General features: G+C 47.6%; 21 protein-coding genes and 1 tRNA gene. 18 read left to right on the forward strand and 4 right to left on the reverse strand.

Annotated elements, in window-relative coordinates:
- Positions 1 to 36 precede the first annotated feature (36 nt).
- The 14 genes from NFR28_RS05310 to NFR28_RS05375 all read left to right on the forward strand — a co-directional run bounded on the left by NFR28_RS05310 (position 37) and on the right by NFR28_RS05375 (position 16,044).
- On the forward strand, positions 37 to 1,401 hold the full coding sequence (locus tag NFR28_RS05310) for a tetratricopeptide repeat protein (protein WP_251178784.1): 1,365 nt from the start codon (positions 37 to 39) through the stop codon (positions 1,399 to 1,401).
- A 38-nt stretch (positions 1,402 to 1,439) separates the two neighbouring features.
- Entirely contained in the window at positions 1,440 to 1,850 is a 411-nt protein-coding gene (gene ndk, locus NFR28_RS05315; RefSeq protein WP_251178785.1) for a nucleoside-diphosphate kinase, read from the forward strand.
- A 143-nt stretch (positions 1,851 to 1,993) separates the two neighbouring features.
- A complete protein-coding gene (locus tag NFR28_RS05320) occupies positions 1,994 to 3,031 on the forward strand; it encodes a 4Fe-4S dicluster domain-containing protein (protein ID WP_251178786.1) in 1,038 nt (345 codons plus the stop codon).
- Positions 3,021 to 3,932 (forward strand): FAD/NAD(P)-binding protein, encoded by a 912-nt coding sequence (locus NFR28_RS05325; RefSeq protein ID WP_251178787.1) that lies wholly within the window; start codon positions 3,021 to 3,023, stop codon positions 3,930 to 3,932. The genes NFR28_RS05320 and NFR28_RS05325 overlap by 11 nt, the downstream gene beginning before the upstream one ends.
- Before the next feature lies 1 nt (position 3,933).
- Entirely contained in the window at positions 3,934 to 4,743 is an 810-nt protein-coding gene (locus NFR28_RS05330) for an NADH-quinone oxidoreductase subunit B family protein (protein WP_251178788.1), read from the forward strand.
- 12 nt (positions 4,744 to 4,755) lie between these two features.
- On the forward strand, positions 4,756 to 6,048 hold the full coding sequence (locus NFR28_RS05335; RefSeq protein ID WP_251178789.1) for a Ni/Fe hydrogenase subunit alpha: 1,293 nt from the start codon (positions 4,756 to 4,758) through the stop codon (positions 6,046 to 6,048).
- A 152-nt stretch (positions 6,049 to 6,200) separates the two neighbouring features.
- Positions 6,201 to 7,256, forward strand: a complete 1,056-nt coding sequence (mreB, locus tag NFR28_RS05340; RefSeq protein ID WP_120361284.1) for a rod shape-determining protein — start codon at positions 6,201 to 6,203, stop codon at positions 7,254 to 7,256.
- Between the two features lie 20 nt (positions 7,257 to 7,276).
- On the forward strand, positions 7,277 to 8,254 hold the full coding sequence (mreC, locus tag NFR28_RS05345) for a rod shape-determining protein MreC (RefSeq protein ID WP_251178790.1): 978 nt from the start codon (positions 7,277 to 7,279) through the stop codon (positions 8,252 to 8,254).
- Entirely contained in the window at positions 8,251 to 8,775 is a 525-nt protein-coding gene (gene mreD, locus NFR28_RS05350) for a rod shape-determining protein MreD (protein WP_251178791.1), read from the forward strand. The genes mreC and mreD overlap by 4 nt, the downstream gene beginning before the upstream one ends.
- A gap of 15 nt (positions 8,776 to 8,790) precedes the next feature.
- Positions 8,791 to 10,938, forward strand: a complete 2,148-nt coding sequence (mrdA, locus tag NFR28_RS05355; protein ID WP_251178792.1) for a penicillin-binding protein 2 — start codon at positions 8,791 to 8,793, stop codon at positions 10,936 to 10,938.
- A gap of 145 nt (positions 10,939 to 11,083) precedes the next feature.
- Positions 11,084 to 12,232, forward strand: a complete 1,149-nt coding sequence (gene rodA, locus NFR28_RS05360; protein WP_420840403.1) for a rod shape-determining protein RodA — start codon at positions 11,084 to 11,086, stop codon at positions 12,230 to 12,232.
- A gap of 14 nt (positions 12,233 to 12,246) precedes the next feature.
- Entirely contained in the window at positions 12,247 to 13,506 is a 1,260-nt protein-coding gene (locus NFR28_RS05365; RefSeq protein WP_251178794.1) for a YcjF family protein, read from the forward strand.
- An 11-nt stretch (positions 13,507 to 13,517) separates the two neighbouring features.
- On the forward strand, positions 13,518 to 15,428 hold the full coding sequence (locus tag NFR28_RS05370) for a TIGR03960 family B12-binding radical SAM protein (protein WP_251178795.1): 1,911 nt from the start codon (positions 13,518 to 13,520) through the stop codon (positions 15,426 to 15,428).
- 1 nt (position 15,429) lies between these two features.
- Positions 15,430 to 16,044: a TIGR03936 family radical SAM-associated protein gene (locus NFR28_RS05375; protein WP_251178796.1), complete on the forward strand. Its 615-nt coding sequence runs from the start codon at positions 15,430 to 15,432 to the stop codon at positions 16,042 to 16,044.
- Positions 16,045 to 16,501: 457 nt separating this feature from the next.
- On the opposite strand, the gene NFR28_RS05380 is transcribed toward NFR28_RS05375, so the two are convergent.
- The 4 genes from NFR28_RS05380 to NFR28_RS05395 all read right to left on the reverse strand — a co-directional run bounded on the left by NFR28_RS05380 (position 16,502) and on the right by NFR28_RS05395 (position 18,766).
- On the reverse strand, positions 16,502 to 16,969 hold the full coding sequence (locus NFR28_RS05380) for a zinc ribbon domain-containing protein (protein ID WP_251178797.1): 468 nt from the start codon (positions 16,967 to 16,969) through the stop codon (positions 16,502 to 16,504).
- Between the two features lie 134 nt (positions 16,970 to 17,103).
- Positions 17,104 to 17,616 carry a hypothetical protein gene (locus NFR28_RS05385; RefSeq protein WP_251178798.1) on the reverse strand — a complete coding sequence of 171 codons (513 nt, stop codon included), beginning with the start codon at positions 17,614 to 17,616 and terminating at the stop codon, positions 17,104 to 17,106.
- Positions 17,617 to 17,630: 14 nt separating this feature from the next.
- The gene (locus NFR28_RS05390) at positions 17,631 to 18,356 is read right to left on the reverse strand and encodes an ATP-grasp domain-containing protein (RefSeq protein ID WP_251178799.1); all 726 of its coding nucleotides are present in this window, start codon (positions 18,354 to 18,356) and stop codon (positions 17,631 to 17,633) included.
- A gap of 333 nt (positions 18,357 to 18,689) precedes the next feature.
- Positions 18,690 to 18,766 (reverse strand) — tRNA-Asp (locus tag NFR28_RS05395).
- A 141-nt stretch (positions 18,767 to 18,907) separates the two neighbouring features.
- On the opposite strand from NFR28_RS05395, the gene NFR28_RS05400 reads away from it, so the two are divergent.
- The 4 genes from NFR28_RS05400 (at position 18,908) to NFR28_RS05415 (ending at position 25,559) form a co-directional block, all read left to right on the forward strand.
- The gene (locus tag NFR28_RS05400) at positions 18,908 to 21,079 is read left to right on the forward strand and encodes an ABC transporter ATP-binding protein (RefSeq protein WP_251178800.1); all 2,172 of its coding nucleotides are present in this window, start codon (positions 18,908 to 18,910) and stop codon (positions 21,077 to 21,079) included.
- The gene (locus NFR28_RS05405) at positions 21,080 to 22,963 is read left to right on the forward strand and encodes an ABC transporter ATP-binding protein (RefSeq protein ID WP_420840399.1); all 1,884 of its coding nucleotides are present in this window, start codon (positions 21,080 to 21,082) and stop codon (positions 22,961 to 22,963) included.
- Between the two features lie 85 nt (positions 22,964 to 23,048).
- Positions 23,049 to 23,771, forward strand: coding sequence for an HAD family hydrolase (locus NFR28_RS05410; RefSeq protein ID WP_251178801.1), 723 nt, complete (start codon positions 23,049 to 23,051; stop codon positions 23,769 to 23,771).
- Between the two features lie 207 nt (positions 23,772 to 23,978).
- Positions 23,979 to 25,559, forward strand: coding sequence for a ribonucleotide reductase subunit alpha (locus tag NFR28_RS05415; RefSeq protein ID WP_251178802.1), 1,581 nt, complete (start codon positions 23,979 to 23,981; stop codon positions 25,557 to 25,559).
- The last annotated feature ends 2 nt before the right edge of the window (positions 25,560 to 25,561 follow it).

Below are 25,561 nucleotides of genomic sequence, written 5' to 3' on the forward strand. Positions count from 1 at the left end.
TTCGCACAGAGCTGAAACGAAACGCAGAGGACGCAGATGAACAACGAGCTATTCCAGCAGGCACGAGCAGCTTATACACAAGGTAACTATGAAGCTGCGCTTGATGCCTACACTGAATGCTTGCAAGACGTGAGCGACCAGTTTGCACCAGGCGAGATTGGCCAAATCTATCACCAGATTGGAAATTGCCTGATCAAGTTAAAGAACCCCACCGAAGCTATTGAGGCATATACCCAAGCAACAGCCGATGCAGCTTATGATGCGTGTGGTGCAGTTAACTACAATCTTGGTATGGCGTATGCTTCGCTTCATGATTACGAAGATGCAGTTCGCCATTTTGAGATTGCCGTATCTGACAGGCGTTATGCTACTCCTTATAAGGCATACAGCGCTATGGGCAACGCGCTTATGAAAATCGGCAAAAGCGCAGAGGCGGGTGTGGCTTTTCGTGAAGCAGCCCTTGATGAGTCAAATCCTGACCCAACAAAGGCGCTATTGAACCTGGGCGTCTGTTTCATGGCTCTTGATAGACCGCAAGATGCTGTTGCCTCTTATGAGAGCGCGTTGCAATTTGATATGCAGCCCGAGACTTCAAACAAGATGTATGCAAATTTGGGTCAGGCATATGTTGCATGTGGCCAAATGCAAAAAGCAGTAAGCGCTTTTGAGGCGTCACTTGCTGATAAAACCTATTTCTTATCGGATTCAGCAAGCGTTGATTATCAGCGTGCAATTGGTGCAGTTTCTCAAGGAACATGCGAAATAACGCAAGCTCTTCCTGCGGTTGCGCCTAGCAGCGCAGATATGTCTGGTTTAGATGTAATTGCTGATGGCACGCCTATGTATGCAGCTGTTGATCCCTATGCAGAGCAACAGGGAGCGCCTTATTATCCTGAAGCATATGACCCTAGCAATCCATATGCCATTGCTGGCAACGAAGATCGTTTCTTTAACTCGACCGAACAAGAGATTGAAACGTGGGCAAAACAGCTTGCTAAACAAGATCGCAAACGGAGAAATGTTGGTCTGAAAATTCTCGTGACACTCATCCTTATTGTTGTGCTTTTGGTGGGTGCTGGCGTGTTCCTCTATTCGCAAGGATGGGGCTATCCTTCGCAGCAACAAGTTGTTGAACAGCTGTTTGCTGATCCTGCTGCTGCACCAACTACTGTTTTCAGCAAAGACGTTAACGCGGAAAACGCTCAAACTATGGTTGAGCCGGTGGTGCAGGATTCTTCACCAACCATTGATGGTATGGATAAATCAATGAGCAATTCAACGGTATTTGTTACCGCAACAACCCCCGAGGGTGGTTCGGTGCAATATAAAGTTTCCCTTGTACGTGACGTACTAGGTTGGAAGGTTGCCAGCGTAGAGCTGTACTTCCCAAGTCAGGAATAATGGCACAAAACGTGCCGTGGAGAGAAAGGCAAGAGATAATGGCAGTAGAAAAGACTTATAGCATGATTAAGCCTGATGGCGTTCGCAATGGTCACATTGGCGAAATCGTGAATCGTTTCGAGCGTGCTGGCTTGACCATTGAGCGCATGGAGATGGGCATGGTGACCCCCGAGCAGGCAAAGGCTAACTATGCCGAGCATGAGGGCAAGCCGTTTTATGAGGGATTGATCGCCTACATCACTTCAGGTCCTGTGGTGAAGATGGTTATTTCTGGTGAAGGCGCTGTTGCAAAGTGCCGCTCACTCATGGGTGCCACTAATCCTGCTGAAGCGGCCCCCGGCACAATTCGTGGCGACTTTGGCCTGATTATGGATGAAAATGTAATTCATGGTTCTGACTCAGTAGCGTCAGCCGAACGTGAGATTGCAGTCTTCTTCCCAGAGGCATAAAGTCCAAGCAGCACTCACATAGTTTTGAGGAATACGTCCTGTTTACTGGCTATCCTCCTTTGTAAGCACATAAACGTTTGCAATTGGAATATGATCAGGAACAGGACGTTTTTTTATAAGGGAAGCGTGAAGGGGGACAAAACGTGCTATATCGCGTAATTGATGCCGAGGAGAGAGATGCTTTGGTGTCGGCGTTTATGCAAGAGTATGAGGTGGTTGCCCCAGTCAAGCGCGGTCGCGGATATGTTTTTGATGTCGTAGAATCTCCTGATGAGATAGCTTATGACTACTCCATAACAACTTCTTCGCTAAAAAAGTACTTCTTGCCACCGCGTGAAACGCTCATGACGTTTAATGCGGTTGATAATTGCATTACCGAGCATACTGAGTGCATTCCGCCACGCGTCATTTTTGGGGCGCACGCGTGCGATATCAATGCCATCAATAGGCTTGATCAAGTATTCCGCGATGGTCGCTATCCTGATCCTTATTACACCGCTCGTCGTGAAGCAACGCTTGTGGTAGGTATGTCTTGTTTGCCTACTGATAATTGTTTTTGCCATTTATGGGATGCCGATGAGGCGCGTTTTGGATACGATCTTTTTTTGCATGACATTGGAGATCGGTATCTCGTGTCTATCTCTAGCGTAGAGGCGGCAAATATTTTAGAGGCAGCGTGTAATCCGCGCGTGGCAACCGATGAGGATCGCTCGGATTTTAGGCAAGCAACGCGTACACGCCAATCATCGTTTAACCAGGATATCCCTGACATCCAAGACGTTGCAATGCTCATGGATGCTTTCCACAAAGATGAATTCTGGGATGAGCTGGGCGGTCGTTGCTTATCTTGTTCGGCTTGTGCTGCGGTATGTCCTACCTGCTTTTGTTTTGACTTGCAAGATAGGCTCTCACCTGATGGTACGCAAGGGGAGCGCTATCGCGTTTGGGATGCGTGTACGTCACCGCAATTTGCGGAGGTTGCCGGTGGTCACAACTTCAGACCCGACGGAAGAGAGCGCGTTCGGCATCGCATGTATCACAAGCTTAATGGCTTCTTAGCTAATTACGACCGTATGCTATGTGTTGGCTGTGGGCGTTGTGTTTCTGCATGCAAAGCAGACATTAATCCCATTCGGGTGTTGGAATTCTTTGAGAAGAAGGGCTCAGAACATGATGCTTAGAGAACCAGCACGCGTGGTTGAAGTAAACCCACTTGGTAATATGACGGCGCCTCTTACGGGCGAAGAACTCATGGCGAACAATCCCTATCGTCCTTGGCCGGCGCGTATTACCTCTATTACTGACCTCACGCCTACTGAAAAGCTTTTTGAGTTTCGCCTGATTGACGAGCGCATTCGTGAGGCGTTTCGTCATGAGCCTGGTCAATTTGTGGAGTTGTCGCTGTTTGGTGTCGGTGAAGCCCCTATTTCCATTTCTTCATCACCCTCAAAGCGCGGCTTTATTGAGCTGTGCGTGAGGCGCGCGGGACGCTTCACTGAAGCCCTACATGCAATGCAGTGCGGCGACATTGTGGGTATTCGCGGGCCGTTTGGTCGTGGCTTTCCTTTTGAGCGCATGAAGCATCATGATATCCTGCTCGTAGCTGGCGGTTTAGGTATTGCGCCTTTGCGCTCGCTCATTAACAACATTCATGACGAACGTTCAGAATTTGGCAAAGTTACCATTATTTATGGTTCTCGTTCGCCATCTGAAGTCATGTTTCGTGATCAATTTGAGATGTGGCGCCATCGCAAAGACTTTGATCTGTACCTTACTGTAGATCATCCTGACGAGACATGGGATGGCGAAGTTGGTCTTGTGACTAAGCCGTTTGAGCATTTGGAACTTGATGCACGACACACCTATGGCGCAGTGTGCGGCCCGCCTGTAATGTATCGATTCGTTATTGACGAGATGCGCAAAAAAGGTATCGAATACGACCATATCTATTGCAGCTTTGAACGTCATATGAAATGCGGTATGGGCAAGTGTGGACATTGTCAAATTGGTCATCAATATGTCTGCATTGACGGTCCGGTATTTAACTATTGGGAAGCGAAGAATATTCAGGGGTCGATGTAATATGTCAGAGACCTATCCACAAGGCCGTCGCTTGAACGGTAAAGGTGTTCGTGATCGAAATCGTCCGGTGCGCGTGGTTGTGGCAAGCTTTGCCAGCTGCTTTGGATGCCAGCTCCAGATTACCAATATGGAGCAGCATCTTATGGATGTGCTTGGTCAAATTGACTTAAGTTATTGGCAGCTTACCTCAAGTGAACCAATGCCGGAATCATTTGATGTGGCAGTTGTTGAGGGTGCAGTAACCACCGAAGAGGCCGAAAAACAACTTCGTGAGTTGCGCGATCGTGCTAAAGCGCTCATTGCTATTGGTGCGTGTGCTACCACGGCTGGTATTCCCGGTATTGCGGCAAAGAGCTTTTATGAGCACCCTAGTGCGGTATATGAACACGTACCGCAAGCATGCGGCGCTATGATATCGCCGCGACCGCTTTCTGCTATCGTGGATGTTGATTTTGAAGTGCGCTGTTGTCCGGTTGATCCGTATGATTTTACGATCATGCTGCAACGCGCGCTCTATGGTTCAAACAAACTCGCCACGACACGTATGCTTTGTAGTGACTGCAAGCGTAATGAAACTTCGTGCTTCTTTGGCGAAGGTCAGCTCTGCATGGGTTTGGTGACAAGTGCAGGATGCGGTGCTCGCTGTGTGAATTTGGGTCGTCCGTGCCAGGGGTGCGCAGGTATTTCGCCACATGCAAACCTTGCTTCGGCGCGTAAATCTTGCGAACGCTATGGCGTATCAGTCTCTGATTTTGATGAAAAGCTTGAATTGTTCAATCAGACAAACCAAGCAACACACGAAGCTGAATAGGGGAGAAACCTTATGGCAAAGACGGCTATTTCTGTAGATCACATTGCGCGTGTTGAGGGTCACGGCAACGTGCATGTGGTGATTGAAGATGGCGAAGTCAAAACAGTGGAGATGAATGTTGTTGAACCTGCGCGCCTTTTTGAGAGCATGGTGAAAGGTCGCAGTTTTGACGATGTTCCCTATATTGCCTCGCGCATCTGTGGTATCTGTTCGTCGTCGCATGTGGTGACTGATCTGTTGGCCATTGAGCAAGCTTTCGGTATTAAAGTAACCGATAGAACGCAAGCGCTGCGCGAGTTGTTGGTGTATGGCTCCTACCTGCAAAATCACGCAACACACTTGTTTGTTTTTGCTGCACCTGACTTTTTGGGCACTTCAAGCATATTCCCGCTGTCTGAGACTGATCCTGACTTGTTTGAAAAAGCTCTTGGTATTAAAGCGCTTGGCAATGAGCTGTGCACGCGCATCGGGGGGAGAAGCGTTCATCCTATTACCGCGGTTGTAGGTGGTTTTACCTCTGAGATTAGTGCAGATGAATATCTGATGCTTGCAAATAAACTGGAAGCAGCTTTGCCTTTTGCGCTGCAAACAGTTGACCTCTTTAGAACGTTCCAGTTTCCGGTTCTGGAAACTGCAGGAGATATGCTTGCCATGGTGCAAGCGGACGCCTATCCTGTGTGCACCTCTTCTGAAGCAAGCTTTGTCCGTTCGGGACAAGTGTTTGCGGCTCAAGATGTTGAGCAAGCTGTTGAGGAATACGAAGTTCCGCACTCAGCTGCACTTTTGGCGCGTGTCCGCGCAACGGGATCTTCCTTCTTTACCGGCGCTCTGGCGCGCATTAATGCATCGTGGGATAACCTCTCTAAAGAGGCGCGTGTTGCGGCGGCAAAAGCTGGACTTCGTCCACCTGAGTACAACACTTTCACCAATAATATTGCGCAAGCAATTGAGATTGTTGATGTACTTATTCGCTGTTCGGCGCTGTGTCGCAAGCTTGCTGAGGCTGATGGATTTGAAGGTAGCTCAGCTCCAGTACAAGTGGTTGCACGTGCTGGACGTGGTGTCGGCTATACCGAGGCACCGCGTGGCGCACTTTTCCATGATTTGACCTTTGACGAAGACGGGCGAGTACTTCAGGCATCAATTATCACGCCAACTTCACTCAATGTGGCAAATCTTGAAGCTGATATGCGCGTTTTGGCTGAACAGTTGGTTGCAGATGGACAGGATGCAGACACCATTCGTCTTGAAATTGAGAAACTGGTGCGTGCGTATGACCCCTGTTTATCTTGCAGCGTTCACTAGGAGCTATCGCGGTTTGAGAAGCTTTTCTTAACTTTGACGGTTCTAGTGATGGTGACCAGATGGATTTCCATAACGAATACGGCTTTATCCTGCTGCTATGTTAGAATTTAACAGCTAAGGTGAAAATTGAGTGACACAAGGGGTTAGCCTGTATGTCCTTTTTAGATATATTTTCGGGGCTGACTGGCCAGAGATCGGCAGACATGGCCATTGACCTCGGCACCGCAAATACTTTGGTTGCTATTCCTGGTGAAGGCATTGTTGTCAATGAACCTTCGGTAGTTGCTATTGAAAAGAATACCCATCGCGTTTTGGCGGTTGGTCATGAAGCAAAAAACATGATCAACCATACCCCAGAAGCGTTTTCTGCTGAGCATCCGCTTCATGATGGCGTTGTTGCCGATTATGATGTAACTGAAGCTATGATCTCGGCATTTATTAATCGTGCAGCACCAAGAAAGTATCCTTGGCAAGCTAAACCACGCATAGTTATCTGTATTCCATGCGGTGCAACGTCGGTTGAGAAGCGTGCTGTTTTTGAAGCAGCAGTGCAGGCGGGTGCGCGCCAAGCATACCTTATTGAAGAGCCTATGGCTGCTGCAATGGGTGCTGATCTGCCTGTAACCGAACCTACTGGTTCTATGGTGGTAGATATCGGAGGCGGCACTACTGAAGTTGCTGTTATTTCGTTGGGCGGTATCGTGACTTCGTCGTCACTTCGCTTGGCGGGTAATCGCATGGATGAAGCAATTGCTATGCACCTCCGTGATCTTTTGGGCATTAAAATTGGTGAGCGTACAGCCGAGATTATTAAAATCAAGATTGGCTCAATCTTGCCTTTTGAAGATGGTCGTGAACGAGATATGATCATCTCGGGCCAAGATGTTATAACCGAGCAGCCCAAAGAAGTCACCATCCAGTCTGAGGATGTGCGTGCTGCATTAGTTGCACCGTGCGAAGAAATGGTACTTCATATCAAAGAAACGTTTAAGAAAACAAATCCTGACCTTGCTTCTGACATCATTCAGAATGGTATTTTGCTTACTGGTGGCGGTGGCCTTTTGTCGGGATTGGATCGCTATTTGACTGACAAGCTTGAGATTCCGGTGTGGACAAGCGAGACTGCCCTGACAAACGTTGTAATGGGGTGCTTGAAAGTTCTTGAAACACCCACCGCGCTCAAACAGACGCTCATGCGCTCCAAATAGAGGATAAGCCGGATTAATACATGGCACTGAATTTTCAACAATCAGGCTCGGTGTTTGTGCGCCGAGTCTTACTCATTGTTTTTCTCGTTGCCTCTTTGGTGATGATGCTTTTGTATGCCCGTGAAGGTGAAAGCGGCGTGCTTCACAAAGCACAAGCTGCATTCTCTGGTATCACTGCTCCTTTGGATTATGCAGGTGCTGTTGTGAGCAATGCTACCGAAAACGCTGCTGATGGCATAGAAAACATAACAGCATCTGATGAGACATTGAGTGGACTTCGTGATTACAACGCTGAGCTCGTAGAGCAATATGCTAAAGCAGAAGAATACGCGCAAGAAAATGAGCGTCTTCGTCAATTGCTTGATCTCAAGGATACCTACCACCTTGAAGGTGTGGGAGCACGAGTAATTGGTCGCAGTTCGCAAGCCTGGTCTCAGACTATTACCCTTGATAAGGGTGAAGCTGATGGCGTTGATACAGGACTAACGGTAATGGGCACTTCTGGTGTTGTTGGGCAAGTGATTTCTACAACCTCTCACACTTCAGTGGTTCGCTTGCTTACTGATCCCCAATCAGGCGCTGCCGCAATGATCCAATCTAGTCGTGTAGAAGGTATCGTCCGTGGATCACTGGAAGGGTTGCTCTATCTAGAGGGGCTGCCTATTGACGCTGAGATTAACCCCGGCGACATAGTACTGACTTCTGGTTTGGGTGGAAGCTATGCTAAGGGGTTGTTAATCGGAACCATCGTAACTATAGATGAGCGTTCTGGACATGCTACTCGTCGAGCAGTTGTAAGCGCTAATAGTGAGGCGCAAGCGCTTGAAGAGGTGCTCGTTGTTTTCTCAGCAGATTCTCCAATGTTGCAAGATAAGGGAGATCAAGACGGAGACGGTGCCGATAAAGCCTTGCCGAATGATTCACAAAATGCCGAAAACTCATCGGGTGACGGTACAAATAGTGTCGAGAATACCGAGGGGACGGGCGAGGCTGTATGACCAATGAACGCAAAACAATCATCGTTATCGTTGGTGCGCTTTTGTCGGTAGTTCTTCAGATTGTCGTGGCGCCCGCTATCACTTTGTTTTCTGTGCAACCAAACTTTATGTTGGCATATGCCCTGACTGTTTCTATTGTCTGCCCGCATGAGGCGGGACCTGTTTTGCCCTTTGTGTTGGGTTTGTTGTATGACCTTATGGGTACCGGTCCTGTTGGAGCTATGGCGTTGCTTTTCACCTTGGCATCTTTTATTGCTTCACGGGTCTTTATTGTTGTTGAAAATGATACGCTCTTTATGTCGCTTGCTATCTTGGCGGGAATGCTTTTCGGTGTTGAAATGTGCTATGGATTAATCCTGATGCTCATGCAACTACCGGTAAGCTTGGCTGATGTCTTTTTGTATCGAGCACTTCCGTGTGCGCTTTATGATTGCATAGTGGGATTAATCATTATGGTAATCATGATGCATGTGCTGGCTGGCCCCAAACAAGATCGCGAGATGCATATTTCTCAGTTGTGATAGGAGGCGTCTGCATTGATTGGTGCTCTTATAGCTGCAGCAATTGCTTTCGTCGCTGCTCTCATACTTATTGTTGTTTTCTTTGCGGTTCGTTCTCGGCGTAATTCTGAGCAAGTTGGATCCAAAAAGCCTATTAACGCCATTGATACTGTTGGGCTTAAATCTTCAATTCCTGAACATGCGCAATTAAGCGCAAAACCGACCGTAACAGAGAATACACCTCTTTCGCAATCAACTCCGGCAGGCAACTTAAAGTCACGCTTTGCCGCTCTGGGGGTATTGGTTGCCGCTGTATTTGGTACGCTCTCGGCGAAATTATGGAGCATGCAAATTTTGGAGGCCTCTGCGTATGAAGCCGAGTCTGAAGAAAACCGATACACGACGGTATTTAAGCCTGCTCCTCGTGGACTCATTTTTGACGCAGATGGTGTGCCGCTTGTGGAAAATCGCGTGGCATTGACGGTGTTGGCTGATCCTGATGTTGCTGAGAATCGTACGGTTGTTCAACGTCTTTCTGCGTTGCTTGGTGTTCCGCATAATGTTGTTCGTCAACGCATACAAGATGCTTCGTCAGGTGCCCAATCTCAACGCGTGGTGGTAAGTGATGCGCGCATGCGTGACGTAGCCTTTATTGCTGAACACGCCGATGCGTTTCCGGGTGTTACGCACGAGGAGCGTACGATTCGCGTTTATCCTTACGGAGCGCTGGCGGCGCATGTTTTGGGATATGCAAGCACCGTTACCGCTGAGGCTATTGAAACCGCGCGCGAAGGTCGCGCTCTTGAACTGGGAGACGTTGTTGGGCAGGCAGGCGTTGAGCTTGCTTATGATGATCTACTTGCTGGAGATCATGGTCAGCGTAAAGTTATGGCTGATGCAAAAGGCAACATTGTCCAGCTTATCAGCGAAACGCAAGCAACCAAAGGCTCAGACATTTATCTTACTATCAAGGCACCTGTTCAATATGTTTGTGACACTGCGCTTGCCAAATTAATAGCGCCTGAAAATGCAACGCTTGGAACAGGCACGGGAACTGCAGGTGCTGCGGTTGTTATGAATGCCAGAGATGGTGCAATCTTGGCTATGGCCAGCTATCCAACGTATTCGCCAACCACATTTGTGGGAGGCATTAACGAAAATATCTGGAGTATTTATCGTGATGATGAACATCATCCGATGGTTAACCGCGCAATTCAGGGTTTGTATCCCGCAGCGTCCACCTATAAAGCGTTTACCGGTCTTGCGGCGCTTGAATATGGGTTTGCGGACACTTCTCGCACCTGGAATTGTTCAGGCGAATGGGACGGTTGGGACTCGGGCGATATCCAAAAGTGCTGGAAGCATGCCGGCCATGGCACACTTGATTTTCGTGGAGGTATCGTAAACTCATGTGACGTGGTGTTTTATGACATTGCGTATCATTTCTTTGAGAATCGTGGAAGCGTGGGCGAAACCGCCATGCAAGACTATATAAAGCGCTATCGTTTTGGCGAGTTGACTGGCATTGAGCTTGCGGGCGAAGAAAGCGGTCTTGTCCCAACGCCCGAATGGAAAGCAGAGTATTTCCGCGATTATCCTGAAGATGCTGCATGGCGTGGTGGTGACTCCACTAACATGGTGATCGGACAAGGTTATGTGCTAACGACACCGTTGCAGGTGGCATGTGCTTATGGTGCTATTGCAACAGGCAATATTATGAAGCCGCATCTGCTGAAAGAAGTGCGCAACGATGCTGGTGATGTAGCGTTGTCTTTTGAACCTGAAATTGTTGCAACGCCTGAAGTGAATGAGGCTCATTTGAACATTGTTCGTGATGCTTTACATGGAGTTGCTACCGATAATCCTGAGATTGCTAAAGAGTTTACAGAACGAGGAATTGACCCTTCGCTTGTAGCTTGCAAGACCGGTACTGGTGAGGTTGCCGGTAAGGATGACTTTGCCTGGTTTGTGTGTTACTACCCCTACGAAGATCCGCTGTATGTCGTGTCATGCCTTATCGAAGAGGGTGGTGGCGGATCATCAACTGGTGCTCCTTTAGGTGCTGAACTTCTAGCAGCAACTATAGCTGCCGAAGATGGATCACTTACCACGGTTGAACCAATAGCGGGGTATACCGGACGTTGGATTCCTTATGTGGGTACTGATTCAGGACGTACTGACTAGGCATTCTGTTATGTTGTAATAAGACGAACAGAACTAGCGCTTTAAGAGTTGTAAAAACATAAGTTGGCTTCAACGCTCGGTACAGAAAGGAGAATGTGTGGCCTCGCTTCCGCAAATTGATTCGCTTAAAACAGCACAACACGAGATGCCCTCCGCTTCAAAAAAGCGCAAGACACCTTGGTTTAATTTGCCATTCATGCTGGTAGTTGCCTTGTTGGTTGGGTATGGCTTAGTGGTGGTTTACTCTGCGGTAAGCGTTGATGCAGACTATAGCTTTTCTCGCCAATTGATGGGTGTTGCTGCTGGTGCGGTATTGATGTTAGTTGTTTGGCGTGTTGATTATCGCGCGCTTGCCGGCTTTACGATGGTCTTTTTGATCATCAATGTGGTTCTAATTCTTTCGCCACATATTCCTGGTCTTGGTACTGACGCTGGAATGGGAGCAAAGTCGTGGATTAAGCTTGGTATGCAAATTCAGCCAGGCGAATTCGCCAAAGTGACCGTTGTCTTGATGGACGCAAGTATTATGGCTCGCTATGGTGGAAAGCTGGATGATCTGCGCGAATACCTCAAGGCACTCGGTTTGATGCTCGTTCCATTTTTGTGCATTATGACTCAGCCTGACCTTGGTACAGGTTTGGTTTATCTCTTTATTGCAGCTGTATCGCTTGTGGCAGGTGGCGCACGCCCGAAATACCTGCTTATTACACTTGCTGTAGGCATTTTGCTTGTTGTCGCGGTATTTGCATTAGATGAGGTCATCAAATCTTCTACGGGCGAATATAAGCTTCTTAAGCAATATCAGCGAAATCGCTTGCTCGTATTTATGAATCAAGATTCCAACAACCTCACCGACGAAGGCTATAACCTCAAGCAAGCCCAAATTGCCATTGGTTCAGGCGGGTTGTTTGGCAAAGGGCTCTTTAATGGTACTCAACATTCGCTCGGTCTTTTGCCCGAGGCACCTACAGACTTTATTTTCTGCGTTCTGGCAGAAGAGCTTGGATTTGTGGGTGTATTAGGACTGTTGGCACTGTATATTGCACTCCTTTTGATTTGCTTTCAAATTGCCTACAATGCGTCAGATTTATTTGGCACGGTAATTGTTATGTCTATTATTGGCATGTGGCTATTTCAAATACTTGAGAATATCGGTATGGATTGCGGATTGATGCCCATCACTGGTATTCCGTTACCATTTGTTAGCTATGGCTCATCGTTTATGGTTGTAAACTTTATTATGCTTGGAATGATTGGTTCGGTGTGGAGCCATAAAACCAAGCTTGGGCACTAAGAAAGAGAAGCGCTATGAAAAAAATGCCGATAGATATTAAAGAAGTACTCAATGAGGCAACAAATATCCAGGCTGCACGCCAAGTACCTATTTCTCTAACGGTTTATATTGACGACACTGCACCCCAAGATCTCCAAGCTTTAGTTCGTCAGGCGTTTGCAAGTGCCTCTCCTCAGGCGCATGTTTCTCTTCTCTATTTGCAAGACCACGCATTTGCTCCTTTCGCACACGATGACATGGCTTGTCTGGTTGCGGGATTTAATGAGCAAATTGGAAGTTATGCACGCCAGCTGCGAAAGGCTGGTGTTCCTACAATGGTAGTTACTACTATGCCCACGATTGTTTCGCAGTTGGCAGAAGCATCAGGGTATCCAATCGCTGAGGCGGATTTGCTTTCTCCTCAAGAAGCTCAGCCATTGGTGCAGGTGACTATCCAGGAAGATGAAGCAGCGCACGAGAATGCTGATGTTCAAGATTTAGCCCCTGTGCACGTAAGCGCAGATAATAAACAACCTGAAGAGCCAATCTTTTTGGATGAGGCTCAGGCAAATGCATTGTGCGATCGTATGGGACAGTGGGTTGTTGCCGCGTGCGATGACAAGAAGCTCTCTTTTGCGCTAGCATTTCCTTTTGTTCGCAGACCGCTCTCTATGAATGCAGTGCGCTCTACCTCACTTCAGAATGCAGGTGTTGGTCTTGTGGCTATTATCCCTGGTGCGGATTTGCCAATTATGACGCTCAATCAAGCAAAAATGCTTTTGATGATTGCTGCTGCCTATGGCGAAAGCTTGAGCACAGAACGCATTAAAGAGCTTGCATGTGTCGTAGCTGGTGGCTTTGCATGCCGTGCGGTTGCACGACAGCTTGTTGGTGTAGTGCCAGCGCTTGGTTGGGCAGTAAAAGCCGGTATTGGCTATAGCGGAACCTATGCCATGGGACGTGCGGCTATTGCGTATTTTGAAGACGGATGCCGTTTTGGCAAGCTGGAAGATGTTGTCAGTGCAGCGCGAGACAAAGCCATCAATGCCGCTGCAAAAAAGGCAGCTGGTAAAACGCAGATGCGCGCTCGCAGTGTAGCCGAGAAAGTTTCACCTGCAGTTGTGAATGTGTATGACCAGGTCATGGCAAAGGCAACCAAGGTTGCTGACGGCATTGCGGGTGTTGCTGGGGGAGTATCAAGTGTTGCTGGTGGCGTATCGAACGTTGCCGGTGGCGTGGCTGATGTGGCTTCAAATAGGTTTGGCAGCGCAGCAAAAGCTCGTAAACATAAATAATCTCGGAGGTTATGCCACTTATGAATCTTTGGCCTCAACTTGAGCCGCTCTTGCTGAGCGCAGAGCGTCCTGCGCGCTATATCAATCACGAATTTGGGTGTGTCCGTAAGCCGGATGCAGATTTTCGTTTTTGCATGATCTATCCTGATACCTATGAATTGGGTCAGGCTAATCAGGCACTTCGTATATTGGTAAACGTAGTAAACGCGGTGGATGGTATGGCGGCCGAACGCGCCTTTTTGCCAGCTCCTGATTTTTGCGATGTGATGCGCAAGAAGAAAGTGCCATTGTTTTCCCTGGAAAGCTGTGAGCCGGTGCGTGATTTTGACGCAATTGGTATTACCCTTCCGCATGAATTAGCTGCCACTAATGTCCTTGAAACACTTGATCTTGCGGGCATTCCGCTTCACGCGTCTGAACGCGGTGAGGAAGATCCATTAGTTTTGGGTGGTGGACCTTGTGCGTTTAACCCGGAACCATATTCGCCCTTTTTTGACGCATTTAGTATCGGAGAGGGCGAAGAGGCACTTCCTGAAGGTTTGATGGTGGTGCGCGATATGCAAGCTCAGGGAGCAACGCGCGCAGAGGTACTCCATGCATTGTCGCAGTTGGAAGGCTGGTATGTGCCGTCATTTTACGCATGGAGATCTGAGTCGGATGCACAGCAAGAAGGCTCATGGCTTGAGCCGCTTGTTGAGGATGCGCCTTTGCGTATTGAGAAGCGCATCTTTGAAGGCTTTTCAGAAAGTCCAGCTTGGGAGCCATGTATCGTGCCATTTACTGAGGTGGTACACGATCGCTTGAATGTGGAAGTGCTTCGTGGATGTGCGCGTGGATGCCGCTTTTGTCAGGCGGGCATGATGTATCGTCCTGTTCGTGAGCGCAGTGCTGACAATATCGTATCGGCGGTTATTGAGGGTCTTGCAGCTACGGGCTATGATGAAGTAAGTCTGACCTCGCTCTCAACAACGGATCACTCTCAGATAGCAGAAATTCTTACACGCGTTAATAAAGCATGCGATGGTAAAGGTGTGCGTATTTCTGTTCCGTCACAGCGCCTTGACTCGTTTGGTGTCGATATGGCCGAGTTGGTGGCTGGGCAGAAAAAGGGTGGCTTGACGTTTGCGCCTGAGGCGGGCACGCAGCGCCTTCGTAATGTCATTAATAAAAACGTGACTGAAGATGATCTGTTTGGAGCAATTGATGCGGCGTTTGCAGCAGGATGGCGCCGTTGTAAGTTGTATTTCATGATTGGTCTGCCTACTGAAACCGATGAGGATATCAAGGGTATAGCTTCGCTTGCTCAGCGTGCATACGACCGCGCGAAAGCTGCTGTTCCTCCTGAACAACGCGGTGCAATTCGCATGAGTGTGAGCTGTGCGTTGTTTGTTCCGAAGGCGCAAACGCCATTTCAGTGGGACGGGCAAATTGCGCCCGAGGAGGCCATACGTCGCGTCAATCTGCTTCGTAATTCGGTGAAATATAAAGCAGTTGACGTTCATTGGCATGACCCAAAGACATCATTTGTGGAAGCAGTTATGAGCCGTGGTGGTCGCGAAACAGCCGCCTGGGTTGAGCAGGCGTGGAAGTGTGGGGCGCGTTTTGATGCGTGGACAGAATGCTTTAATGAGCAGGCTTGGCGTGACGCAGCAGATGCGTTAGGTTTGAGCCCGGAGTCTATTGCGCAAACTTCCTATGACACAAACTATGTCATGCCTTGGAGTCATATTTCTACTGGTGCTTCGCAAAAGTGGCTTGCTCGTGAACGTAGGTTGGCAGAATGCGAACAGACCACGGCGGATTGTACTTACGAATCATGCTCGGCATGTGGAGTGTGCCCACAGCTTGGAATTGACAACATGTTGGCTGAGCCGCGTATTGCATCGGGCTCAAACAGTCACGCTGCGCAAGGAGGGGAGTAAGGTGACCGAACAGCAGATCTTTCGCCTGCGGGTGACCTTTAAGAAGCAAGGGCGCTTGGCGCTGCTGTCTCATCTTGAGATTGCGCGTGCGCTTGAGCGAGCAGTGCGTCGCGCAGGATTGCCGTTTGCGGTAAGCCAAGGTTATTCGCCGCATATGAAAATTGCCTTTGGTGCTGCGCTTCCTGTGGGTGTTGGAGGAGCTGCGGAGCTATTTGATTTGCAGCTAACAAACTATGTTGCACCTGATGAGGCGCTTTCTGCTTTGCAGGCAGCAAGCGTGGAAGACCTTATGGTAACAAGCTGCGAATACATTGAACCAAAAGCTGCGGCTGCTTCTGCGGCTTATCCTATTAGCACGTATCGGGTGTGCTTATCAGAGCCCATTGGCGCACTTGATGTGCCTGAAGTGATTCGCGTCGTGCGCAAAAAGAAAGAAAAAGAGCTTCGCGTTGAAGACTTTTTGGTAGGCACTATTGAGCATAAGGGTAGCATCATAGAATTTGCCCTTGAGTCTAAACCGACAGGCAGCTTGCGACCGGATGTGTTTATGAACGCATGCCTGAAAGATTCTCCCGCTCATATAGTGAGTTTCGAGCGTATAACCCAGCGGGCTTAAAACCTCGCTTGAGGCCTGCAATCTATTGATGTCGCCAGTTTGCGACGCTGGCCCGCGTGCTGGGTTTATGATGCTAGCTCGCCATCTTGATAAAATTTGCAATAAAACACCAAGCTTTGGCAGGAAATGTGCCCGATTAGGCGGATTGGGCCTCAAAATGGCTGGAAAAGTTGCCGATTAGGTGGGTCGTCCTTCAAAAACCGCCTAATCGGGCACATTTCCTGCCACACTTTGCCAAAAACCGCCAAAAATAAGTTCATCGTTGTAATAAAGTCGGTGTGTCGATTCGCTAAATTTCGCCATAACGCCAGGTTAAAGCAAATTGAGCGAATTTCGCTGAACAAGCAAAGTGAAGCGGGTCAGAGTTAACGGGGTGGCAAGCGGACGGGATGACGGTTGGCGATAAAAAAAGATGCCACTTGAATTAACAAGTGGCATTCTGTGAGAGACTCGTACTCTATTTGTTCGTGCCGGATTCTCGCCAGCGATCAAGATGGGGAAGAAGTGTTGCCATAAGAGAGACAGCTTCTTCGCGAGAGATATTGAGGGCTTGCGCTTCCATATCAGCGGTTGCCTCAATAAATTCATCCATGTTGACATCCTTGGCGGTAAACTCACCATCTTGGTAGCAGTACTTGCAGTAGTCCTCGCTTGCGTGACCGTCGTGCTCGGTACCATGCAGGTCGGGGTCTGTTATAGGCATGCTGCAACATTGGCAGAAATAGCTTTTCGGCATATCGAAGAAACGCTCGAGCGGGACACCGAACGTGACACAAATAAGCTTGATCATATCCACGCCAGGAGCAGTTTCTCCATTTTCCCAGCGAGAGACAGCTTGTCTTGTTACATAAAGGCGATGCGCCATTTCTTCTTGCGTAAGATTTGCTTCTTTGCGAATAGAGGTGATGATCTCTTTCATTTCCATGATTGGTTCCTTATCTCGAAGTGTAAGCGATGTAGTTATTGTCTCGTGCGGAAGCACCCGAGACAAGAAACAACCTGTTGCGTTGCGTTACGCAGGCGGTTGCACTCTTTATTGTATTTAGTGTGGTTTGTATTTTAATCCCAGAAACCAATACTGCCGATTCTGTTGTATGTTCCACAAGATGGACATTTGAATTGGAGCTTGCAATGCAGATGGTGTAGCTCGCTTTCTTGGATGCAAAGCATAGCTGTGCCACACTCTTTGCAAATGTGCGCATAGTGAGCAAGTTTATGGTATTGACTATTTAATGTACGAGGGGAGACATAGGGAAAATCGTTCCATTGCCAAATACTATCAGGGTGATAGAGCTTCGCTGCGGTTTTCTCCTCATCTATAGGATGGTAGAGTGACTTGTCGTAATCAAGTTTCCAATTGCTACACTTGGGACAGAGATAAAACTTTCTTTCTGCATTAATAGCGGTGAGATTGCAGCGAGTAGACAGTTCTTGCCATCTAAAGCCAAGACTGCCATCGTGTGCCTTATCTATAAGATATTCGTAGACCCGTGGAAAGCTCATGCCTACTCCAAGGTTAACGTATTCTGAATAATGGCACTTTTTGCATGTGTACTCAAATCCTTTTCCCATATAGCAACCTCGCTTTACACTAAGCAATGTTCATCTTTGAATGTGTCATCTATCTTGAGAAGTTCTGCCCAGCGCGCGTAAAGCAATAATGCATAAGCTTGAGGGTTGAGTCCGTATGCGCCAAGAGCGTAGCCATCGTTGACTTCTACTAGTAATGTTTCACCTTTTTCGGTGATTCCAAGATCAACTGCACAGCCTGCAGGAGCATCACGATATTCTTTGATGATTCTTTTAAGAACCTTGGTGCTTGGCGATATTTGAGGATTACCCGCGTAATGACAGAGTCCTACGGCTTTGTTGTAGCGAATAAATAGACGCCATTCAGAACTAAAGCTCTCTACGTTGCTGCAATAAAGTAATTGTTTTTTAGGCAAGCTTTTGAGTTCGTCATTTGTATAGACAATGCATGCTGGGAAGAGTTTTTCTTTAACTGGTTTTATAAAAAGCGGCAGATCAGAAAGGCTTATGTGCTCGCAGATGCGAATATCTATGCTGCGTCCTAAATAAGCTTTGAGTGATTGGGGGTAATCAATGGTTGGTGGAGTGACGTTTCTATTTGCTAAAGCATGGTGTGTTGTCAAGAGACCACCTACGACAATGTCTTCACGTTGAGCTTTATCTAAGGTTTCATTATTTGAAAATGGAACACACTTGATTCCTAGGGCGGTAAAACCTTTTTCGGCTGCAGCGCAATCAACATTCCAAGGTTCACCAAAAAGGTAATGGATGTAAGCATTCACAGAAGTCTCCTCAACTCATTTTGGTTTGGATAGCTGATAATGTGTAGGAATTTTCCCAGAAAAGACAATTATGCTAGACCCAAGGTTGGGACAAACGAGAAATTCTTGCGATTGTTAGTTGAAAGACAAAAAGCGTTTATTGTTTAAACCCAGTTACTCTTTCGTGCGTTAGGGGTAGTGCGTAGCGAAGGACGGCTATGTTTGTTTTGGAAAAGGTCAATATTTGTAACTTGTCGTTGTCTACTGGAGTAAAGGTAAGCAAGATGGGGGTGTGGGGTCAATCTAGAAACCAAAAAGGCCAGGAGCGCATAACTCCTGACCTTTGCATTCAAATGGCGGGATGTACGAGACTTGAACTCGCGACCTCCGACGTGACAGGCCGGCGCTCTAACCAACTGAGCTAACACCCCGTTTCAAACAGCTTTGCTATTGTACTGATTGTTTGGGTTTGGTGCAATACCTAATTTTTGGCGATTTGATGAGCGGCTGAACGGTAGTATTAACTTCGCTAGAAAATAATCTAAAAAGCATGCGAAGAAAGGAGTCCGCCCGTGCGCGTTTTTAAGTACCTCAAACACGCGAAAGGCGCCGTTGTCCTTATCGTTTGCTTGCTGCTCGTACAGGCAATGTGCGACTTAGCACTTCCTAATTTCACCTCGCAAATTGTTGATGTTGGCATTCAACAAGCAGGGGTAGAGCACGCAGCAACAGATGAAATGTCTGCATCTACCTATGATGACATTTGTGCGCTGCTGCCAGAAGAGGACGAGGCAACCTTTAAGGCGGCGTATAGCAAAACCGATGCTGGCACCTATGAGCTCAACAAGCAGGGAAGAGAGCACCGCGCTGAATTGGATAAGCTTGTAGCACTTCCCTTAGTGCTCATACACAATACAACCCAGGCTCCAGATTTGAGCTTTCGCGAAGCAATTGATCGCTACAATCAAGGCGATGCTACCAAACAAGATCTCTTTGATCTTGAAGCTCAGGCAAAAGACCACCTTAATATCACCGATGATGCACAGTTAGACCAGCAAGCCATTGTGGCTGCGCGTAGTGAATACGAATCACTCGGATACAATCTTTCTGACATGCAAATGTCCTACCTTATCCGTGTGGGGCTTTTGATGCTGGCTCTTGCTGCGCTGGGCATGGTGGTTGCAATTTGCATCGGCTTTATTGCTGCGCGTACCGCGGCGAAGATTGGCGCACTTTTACGTGAGCAACTTTTTGAAAAGGTAGTGTCTTTCTCAGAAACCGAAATACAAAAATTCTCAGCCGCATCACTCATTACGCGTTCTACTAATGATGTGCAGCTGGTTCAAATGGTTGTGGTAATAACTCTTCGCATGGTGCTTTTTGCACCCATAGTTGCAATTGGTGGCATCTTCATGATCCTCTACACCAATCCGGCTATGGGTTGGATTGTGGCTCTTGCAGTGGTAGCGGTTATGGGCGTAGTGCTGCTTCTTATGAAAGTGGCTATGCCGAAGTTTAAAATCATGCAAACCCTTATTGATAAGGTCAACCGAATTGCACGTGAGATTCTTACGGGTTTGCCCGTGATTCGCGCCTTTGATAGACAAACGTTTGAACAAGCGCGTTTTGATCAGGCGAACACTCAGCTTATGCGCACGCAATTATTCACTAATCGCGTGATGACTTTCATGATGCCCGCTATGATGCTGCTCATGAATGGTGTCTCGGTGCTCATTGTTTGGGTAGGCAGCTTTTATGTGGATAATGGTGTCATTCAAACGGGCGACCTCATTGCTTTTATCACGTATTCCATGGTAATCATCATGAGTTTTTTGATGATTGGTATGGTGTCAATCATGCTGCCGCGTGCTGATGTTGCTGCTGGTCGTATTAACGAAGTATTGGCATGCGAACCTTCTATCGTGGATGCCAAAAGTGCAAGTAATGCTGATGCTGCTTTAGCAAGTACGCTTGCGTCTTCTCAGGCAGGTATAGAGGTACGTTTTGATAAGGTGAGCTTTCGCTATGCCGATACCTCTGAGTGTGTGCTTGAAGATTTGTCCTTTGTGGCAGAACCGGGTCAAACTACAGCAATTATTGGCTCAACAGGTTCAGGTAAAACCACCATTGTTAAGTTGATAGAACGCTTCTTTGATGTTTCGTCAGGCGCCATTACGCTTAATGGCGTTGATGTGCGCGAGATATCCCAGGCAACACTTCGCAATCATATTGGATATGTCCCGCAAAAAGCATTTTTGTTCGGAGGAACTATTGCAACAAATGTAGCGTATCGCGATGAAAACCTGGATGCTTCGCAAATCAACACCGCGCTTGACTGGGCGCAAGCTCAAGAGTTTGTGTCTGCCAAAGAAGCTGGCATTGACGCTGAGATATCTCAAGGTGGCACCAATGTTTCAGGCGGTCAAAGACAACGTCTCTCCATTGCGCGCGCTCTTGCTACGCCTGCGAGTATCTATCTATTCGACGATTGCTTCTCGGCACTTGATTACAAGACGGATGCTGCGCTTCGTCATGAACTCAATACGAATTTGGGTAGCGCTACTAAGATTGTAGTGGCGCAGCGTGTTGCAACAATTATGAGTGCTCACAAGATTATCGTGCTTGATGATGGTCGCATTGTGGGGCAGGGCACGCATCGGCAGCTGCTTGAAACGTGCGACGAGTATCGTGAAATTGCGCAATCTCAGCTCAGTGAAGCGGAGTTGTTTGGAGGTGAGATGTAAATGAGTGAAACACCAACAAAAACTCCTCTGCCAAGACCTCATGGTCCTCGCGGGCATATGGCGCCCGGGGAGAAGGCGAAAGACTTCAAAGGAACAATGCGTAAGTTGATCAAGTTTATGGGTCGGTTTAAGGGTGCACTGGTGATCATGCTGGTTTTTGCCATTGCATCCACCATTTTCAACATTGTTGGGCCTCGTGTGTTGTCGCTTGCAACCACAGAACTTTTTAATGGTGCAGTTGCAAAAATTGAAGGCACGGGAGACATCAATTTTGCCGCCATCGGAACCATCTTGCTTATAACGTTGGCATTGTATGCGTTTTCATCTGTATGCAGCTTTATACAAGGGTGGGTTATGACTTCCATCTCGCAGAAGAGTTGCTACCAGCTTCGCAAAGATATCATTGACAAGATTGACCGTCTTCCTATGGGCTATTTTGAACGCACATCCACCGGCGACACGCTCTCGCGCATTACCAATGATGTTGATACGTTGGGGCAAAGCCTCAATCAGGGTGTGACCCAACTGGTTACCTCTACAGTTACTATCATTGGTGTACTGGCAATGATGTTTTCTATTAATTGGGTCATGACGTTGGTAACGCTCATCATTCTGCCGCTTTCAGCGATGTTGGTTATGGTGATTGTGAAGCATTCGCAAAAGTATTTTGTGGCTCAACAAAACACGCTCGGTGCCATCAATGGCATTGTTGAAGAAACTTTTTCTGGGCATGCCATTGTTAAGGCGTTCAACCAAGAAGATGGTACGGTAAAGCATTTTCACGACGTCAATGAAAAGCTGCGAACATCAGCATGGAAATCGCAATTTATCAGCGGCTTAATGCAACCAATCATGAACTTTGTTGGCAATCTTGGTTATGTGGTTGTTGCTGTTTTGGGCAGTTTTTTCGCCATCCAAGGCGTTATTACGGTCGGCGATATTCAGGCGTTTATTCAATACGTAAAGAATTTTACGCAGCCTATCACTCAGCTTACCCAAGTTTCAAACGTCTTGCAGCAGATGGCGGCGGCAGCTGAGCGCATCTTTGCTTTTTTGGATGCTCCAGAGGAAAAACCTGATAACGTGCACGCAAAGACTGCGTGTGTTGATTCGGTTATTGATTTTGATCACGTGCGCTTTGGTTATGAGCCAGACAAACCTGTCATCAAGGATTTCTCCGCTCATGTAAAAGAAGGTCAGACGGTGGCGTTGGTTGGACCGACTGGGGCAGGCAAGACCACCATTGTGAAGCTGCTCATGCGTTTTTACGATGTTGACGCTGGTGCCATCAAGCTAGGTGGCGTTGATATTCGTGAATTCGATAGAAATGACTTACGTTCCATGTTCGGCATGGTACTTCAAGATACATGGTTGTTCAGTGGTACTATTCGCGAAAACATTCGCTATGGCAAGCTTGACGCAACAGATGCTGAAGTTGAAGAAGCAGCAAAAGCTGCGTATGCGCACCGCTTTATTTGTATGCTGCCAGAGGGATACGACACGCTTATTAACGAAGATGCAAGCAATATTAGTCAAGGTCAGCGACAACTTATTACGATTGCGCGCGCAATTCTGGCGAACCGACGCATGCTTATTTTGGATGAAGCAACTTCATCAGTTGATACGCGCACTGAAGAGCGTATCCAAAAAGCAATGGACAACCTTATGGAGGGTCGTACGTCATTTGTTATTGCGCATCGTCTCTCAACAATCAAATCGGCGCACCTCATTTTAGTAATGCAGCATGGTGATATTGTTGAGCAAGGAACCCATGAAGAACTCTTGGCGGCAGATGGGTTTTATGCGCAACTCTATAACGCTCAGTTTGAAGAGGGCGCGCGCGAGGTTGATGAGGATGAAAAAGAAGCGTCTTTTACGCGATAAGGGTAGGGACTTATTACTGGTGTGAGCTGTGGTATAATCCTTGAACTTACGCCTGAGTAAGCGTCCCTGATTCGATAGGATACTCATGCCTCTTACTGGCGAAGAAACGCACAATACTTTACGCGAGACAACGGAAGCACAGACTCCTGTGCGTCTTGCGGTATTTGACTTTGACGGCACAAGCATTGAAGGCAACTCGCCTGTAATGCTTGTTCGATATTTACTGAAACACGACATGCTGAAAAAGCGTGATGCGTTTCGTATTTTGATGTGGGGTGCGGCTTATAAGCTGCGCCTTCCGCAAAATGAAAGCTGGGTTCGCGGCCTGGTGTTTTCAGCTTTTGAAGGGAAGCCGGTTGCTGAGGTTAACCAGTTTCTTGCTGACTTTTATGACAACCATATTGCGAAGCGCTTTCGTGCGCAAGCAGATGATGCTATGCGCAAGCATCAAGCTGCGGGAGACGTGGTTATGGTTGTGTCGGCTTCGTTTGAACCAATTATTCTGCGTGCAATGGAGCATCATCCTTTTACTATGCAAGTTTCTACGCGCATGAAAATTGCGCCCGATGGCACTTATACGCGTCAAGTTGATGGTAAGCCTATTGAGGGAGCACAAAAGCTGGTTGCAGTTCAAGAATTTGCCGATGAAACTTTTGGCCCTGGTGCATGGGAATTGGTGGCAGCTTACGGCGATCATCACTCAGATAGAACTATTCTTAGTGCTGCAAAGCAAGCATATGCTGTTGATCCGGATAGGCCTTTAACACGTACAGCTCGCCGGCTTGGTTGGCCAGTTTTGGATTGGTGAACGTGTGCTCGCAATGCTTCATTATTCAGAAGAAATTACTGCGCTGATGAACTAAATAGCCTGATAATCTCCTAGAAATTGCTACACAATAGGTGCGAAATTCTACCGAGTCAGGTAGAATAACGAATAATTGTGTGTAGAACTAGTAGCATATTCCTTTATATAACTTGTACATATTCGTCTCAACATCATTAAGGAGGTTGGGTCATGCTAGAAAACAACGCAAATAATTCTCCCAGCCACAATAATGAGCGGGACGTTTCTTATGCTGAATATCTAACACGTGCACAAGCCGCGCTTGCCACAGGAGATTTGCAGCTGAGTATGCATCTATACCTCACCGCGTTTGAGCGCGCCCGAAAAGAATCTGGATCAGTGATTCCGGATGCTGCGCTTTTGGGTCTACGTCATGCGTGGGAGTTGGCATGTGAGCTCAAAGAGCGTTCGATGGCTGAGTATATCTTTGAACGACTTGCACCTTATCTTAGTAGCGAAGAAATGTCTCAATGCACCCACCAACTTCAAGAGCTTGCACTTGATAAGTTGGAAGAGTTTGGTCTGTCTCGTGAAGAACTTGAAGATATGACCGATATGATCTCAAAGGATCTTCTTGAGTTTGGTGATGCTCGCATTGTGAAGATTGACCAAGTACCACCATCGTTTATGTCACCAGGATTCCCTAAGCTCAAAAACACCATGGGAAAGATGCCTGATGTGTCAGCTGGGGCAAATCCTGTTGAGGGTTTAAACGAGAACGCGCAATCCGATGCGCAAGCTGAAACTGCTAAGACAGAGTCTGTTGCAACCCCTTCTTTTGGGACAGCAAAGCAAGCTGCCTCAAAAACGCAAGAAGGTATTTATCCTGAGCACCTTACTTATAAGGATCTTGTAGGCTATGATCGCGTCGTTGAATTAATGCGCGATCTTGGCGTTGGTATGAAAAACGATGAGTCTTATCAGGATCTTGTAACCCTGCTCAACGCTCGTCACGGGGTGGATAGCGCGCCAGCCCTTGACTCTATGCTTTTTCGCTCAAGCGTGCGTGAAGATGCAGATCGTTTTGTGATGGCTACTGTGGGGGAGCTTGGGCTTCCGGCTGTGCGCATGCGCATGGAAGAGAACATCCAAGGTCATCCTGTACTTTGTGTGATGGCTCAAGCGGATACTCAAGCGAAGTTTGTGCCTAGTCGTATGTCATTTGACGGTCCGGGCATTCTTGTTCTTGAAGATTTAGACGAGTGGGTTGCGCCTTCAACTGATCTGAATCCCGAAGAACTCAATGGGCTTATGCTCGCAAGCTTAAATCGGGGGGCACGTGAAGCGGTAGCCTTGATTCGAGCTGCTGTAGATAATCCTGAAGTGTATGTGTTTGCTTCCGCGGCGCAAACTACTGAGATTGATCCATTCTTCTATACGCTTCTTGAGCCACTTACCATTGTGGATATTTCTTCACCTACCGATGAAGAGCGTCGCCAAATCTGGCACGAACTTGCATGTGACCATCCTTCAATGCGCGGTATCAACGAAGATGATCTGGTGCGGTATTCGGCGAATTTGGCGCGTTTTGATTTGTATATGGCAGCACGAGATGCACTTGAGGAGGCATATAAGGCCTCTTTGGTGTCACGTTCGTATATCCCAGTCACCAGGGATAATTTGTTTGATAAACTGGCTGCATGTCAGCCACTTGATTCAGATGAATACAAAGCTTTAGAGGATGCTGTACTGAAAGACTTCAGCGCTTCGCTGGAACACCTGGAAGACATCTTAGATGGAGAGGGAGAATAAAG

The sequence above is a fragment of the Adlercreutzia agrestimuris genome (genome assembly GCF_943193125.1).
Lineage (GTDB): Bacteria > Actinomycetota > Coriobacteriia > Coriobacteriales > Eggerthellaceae > Xiamenia > Xiamenia agrestimuris.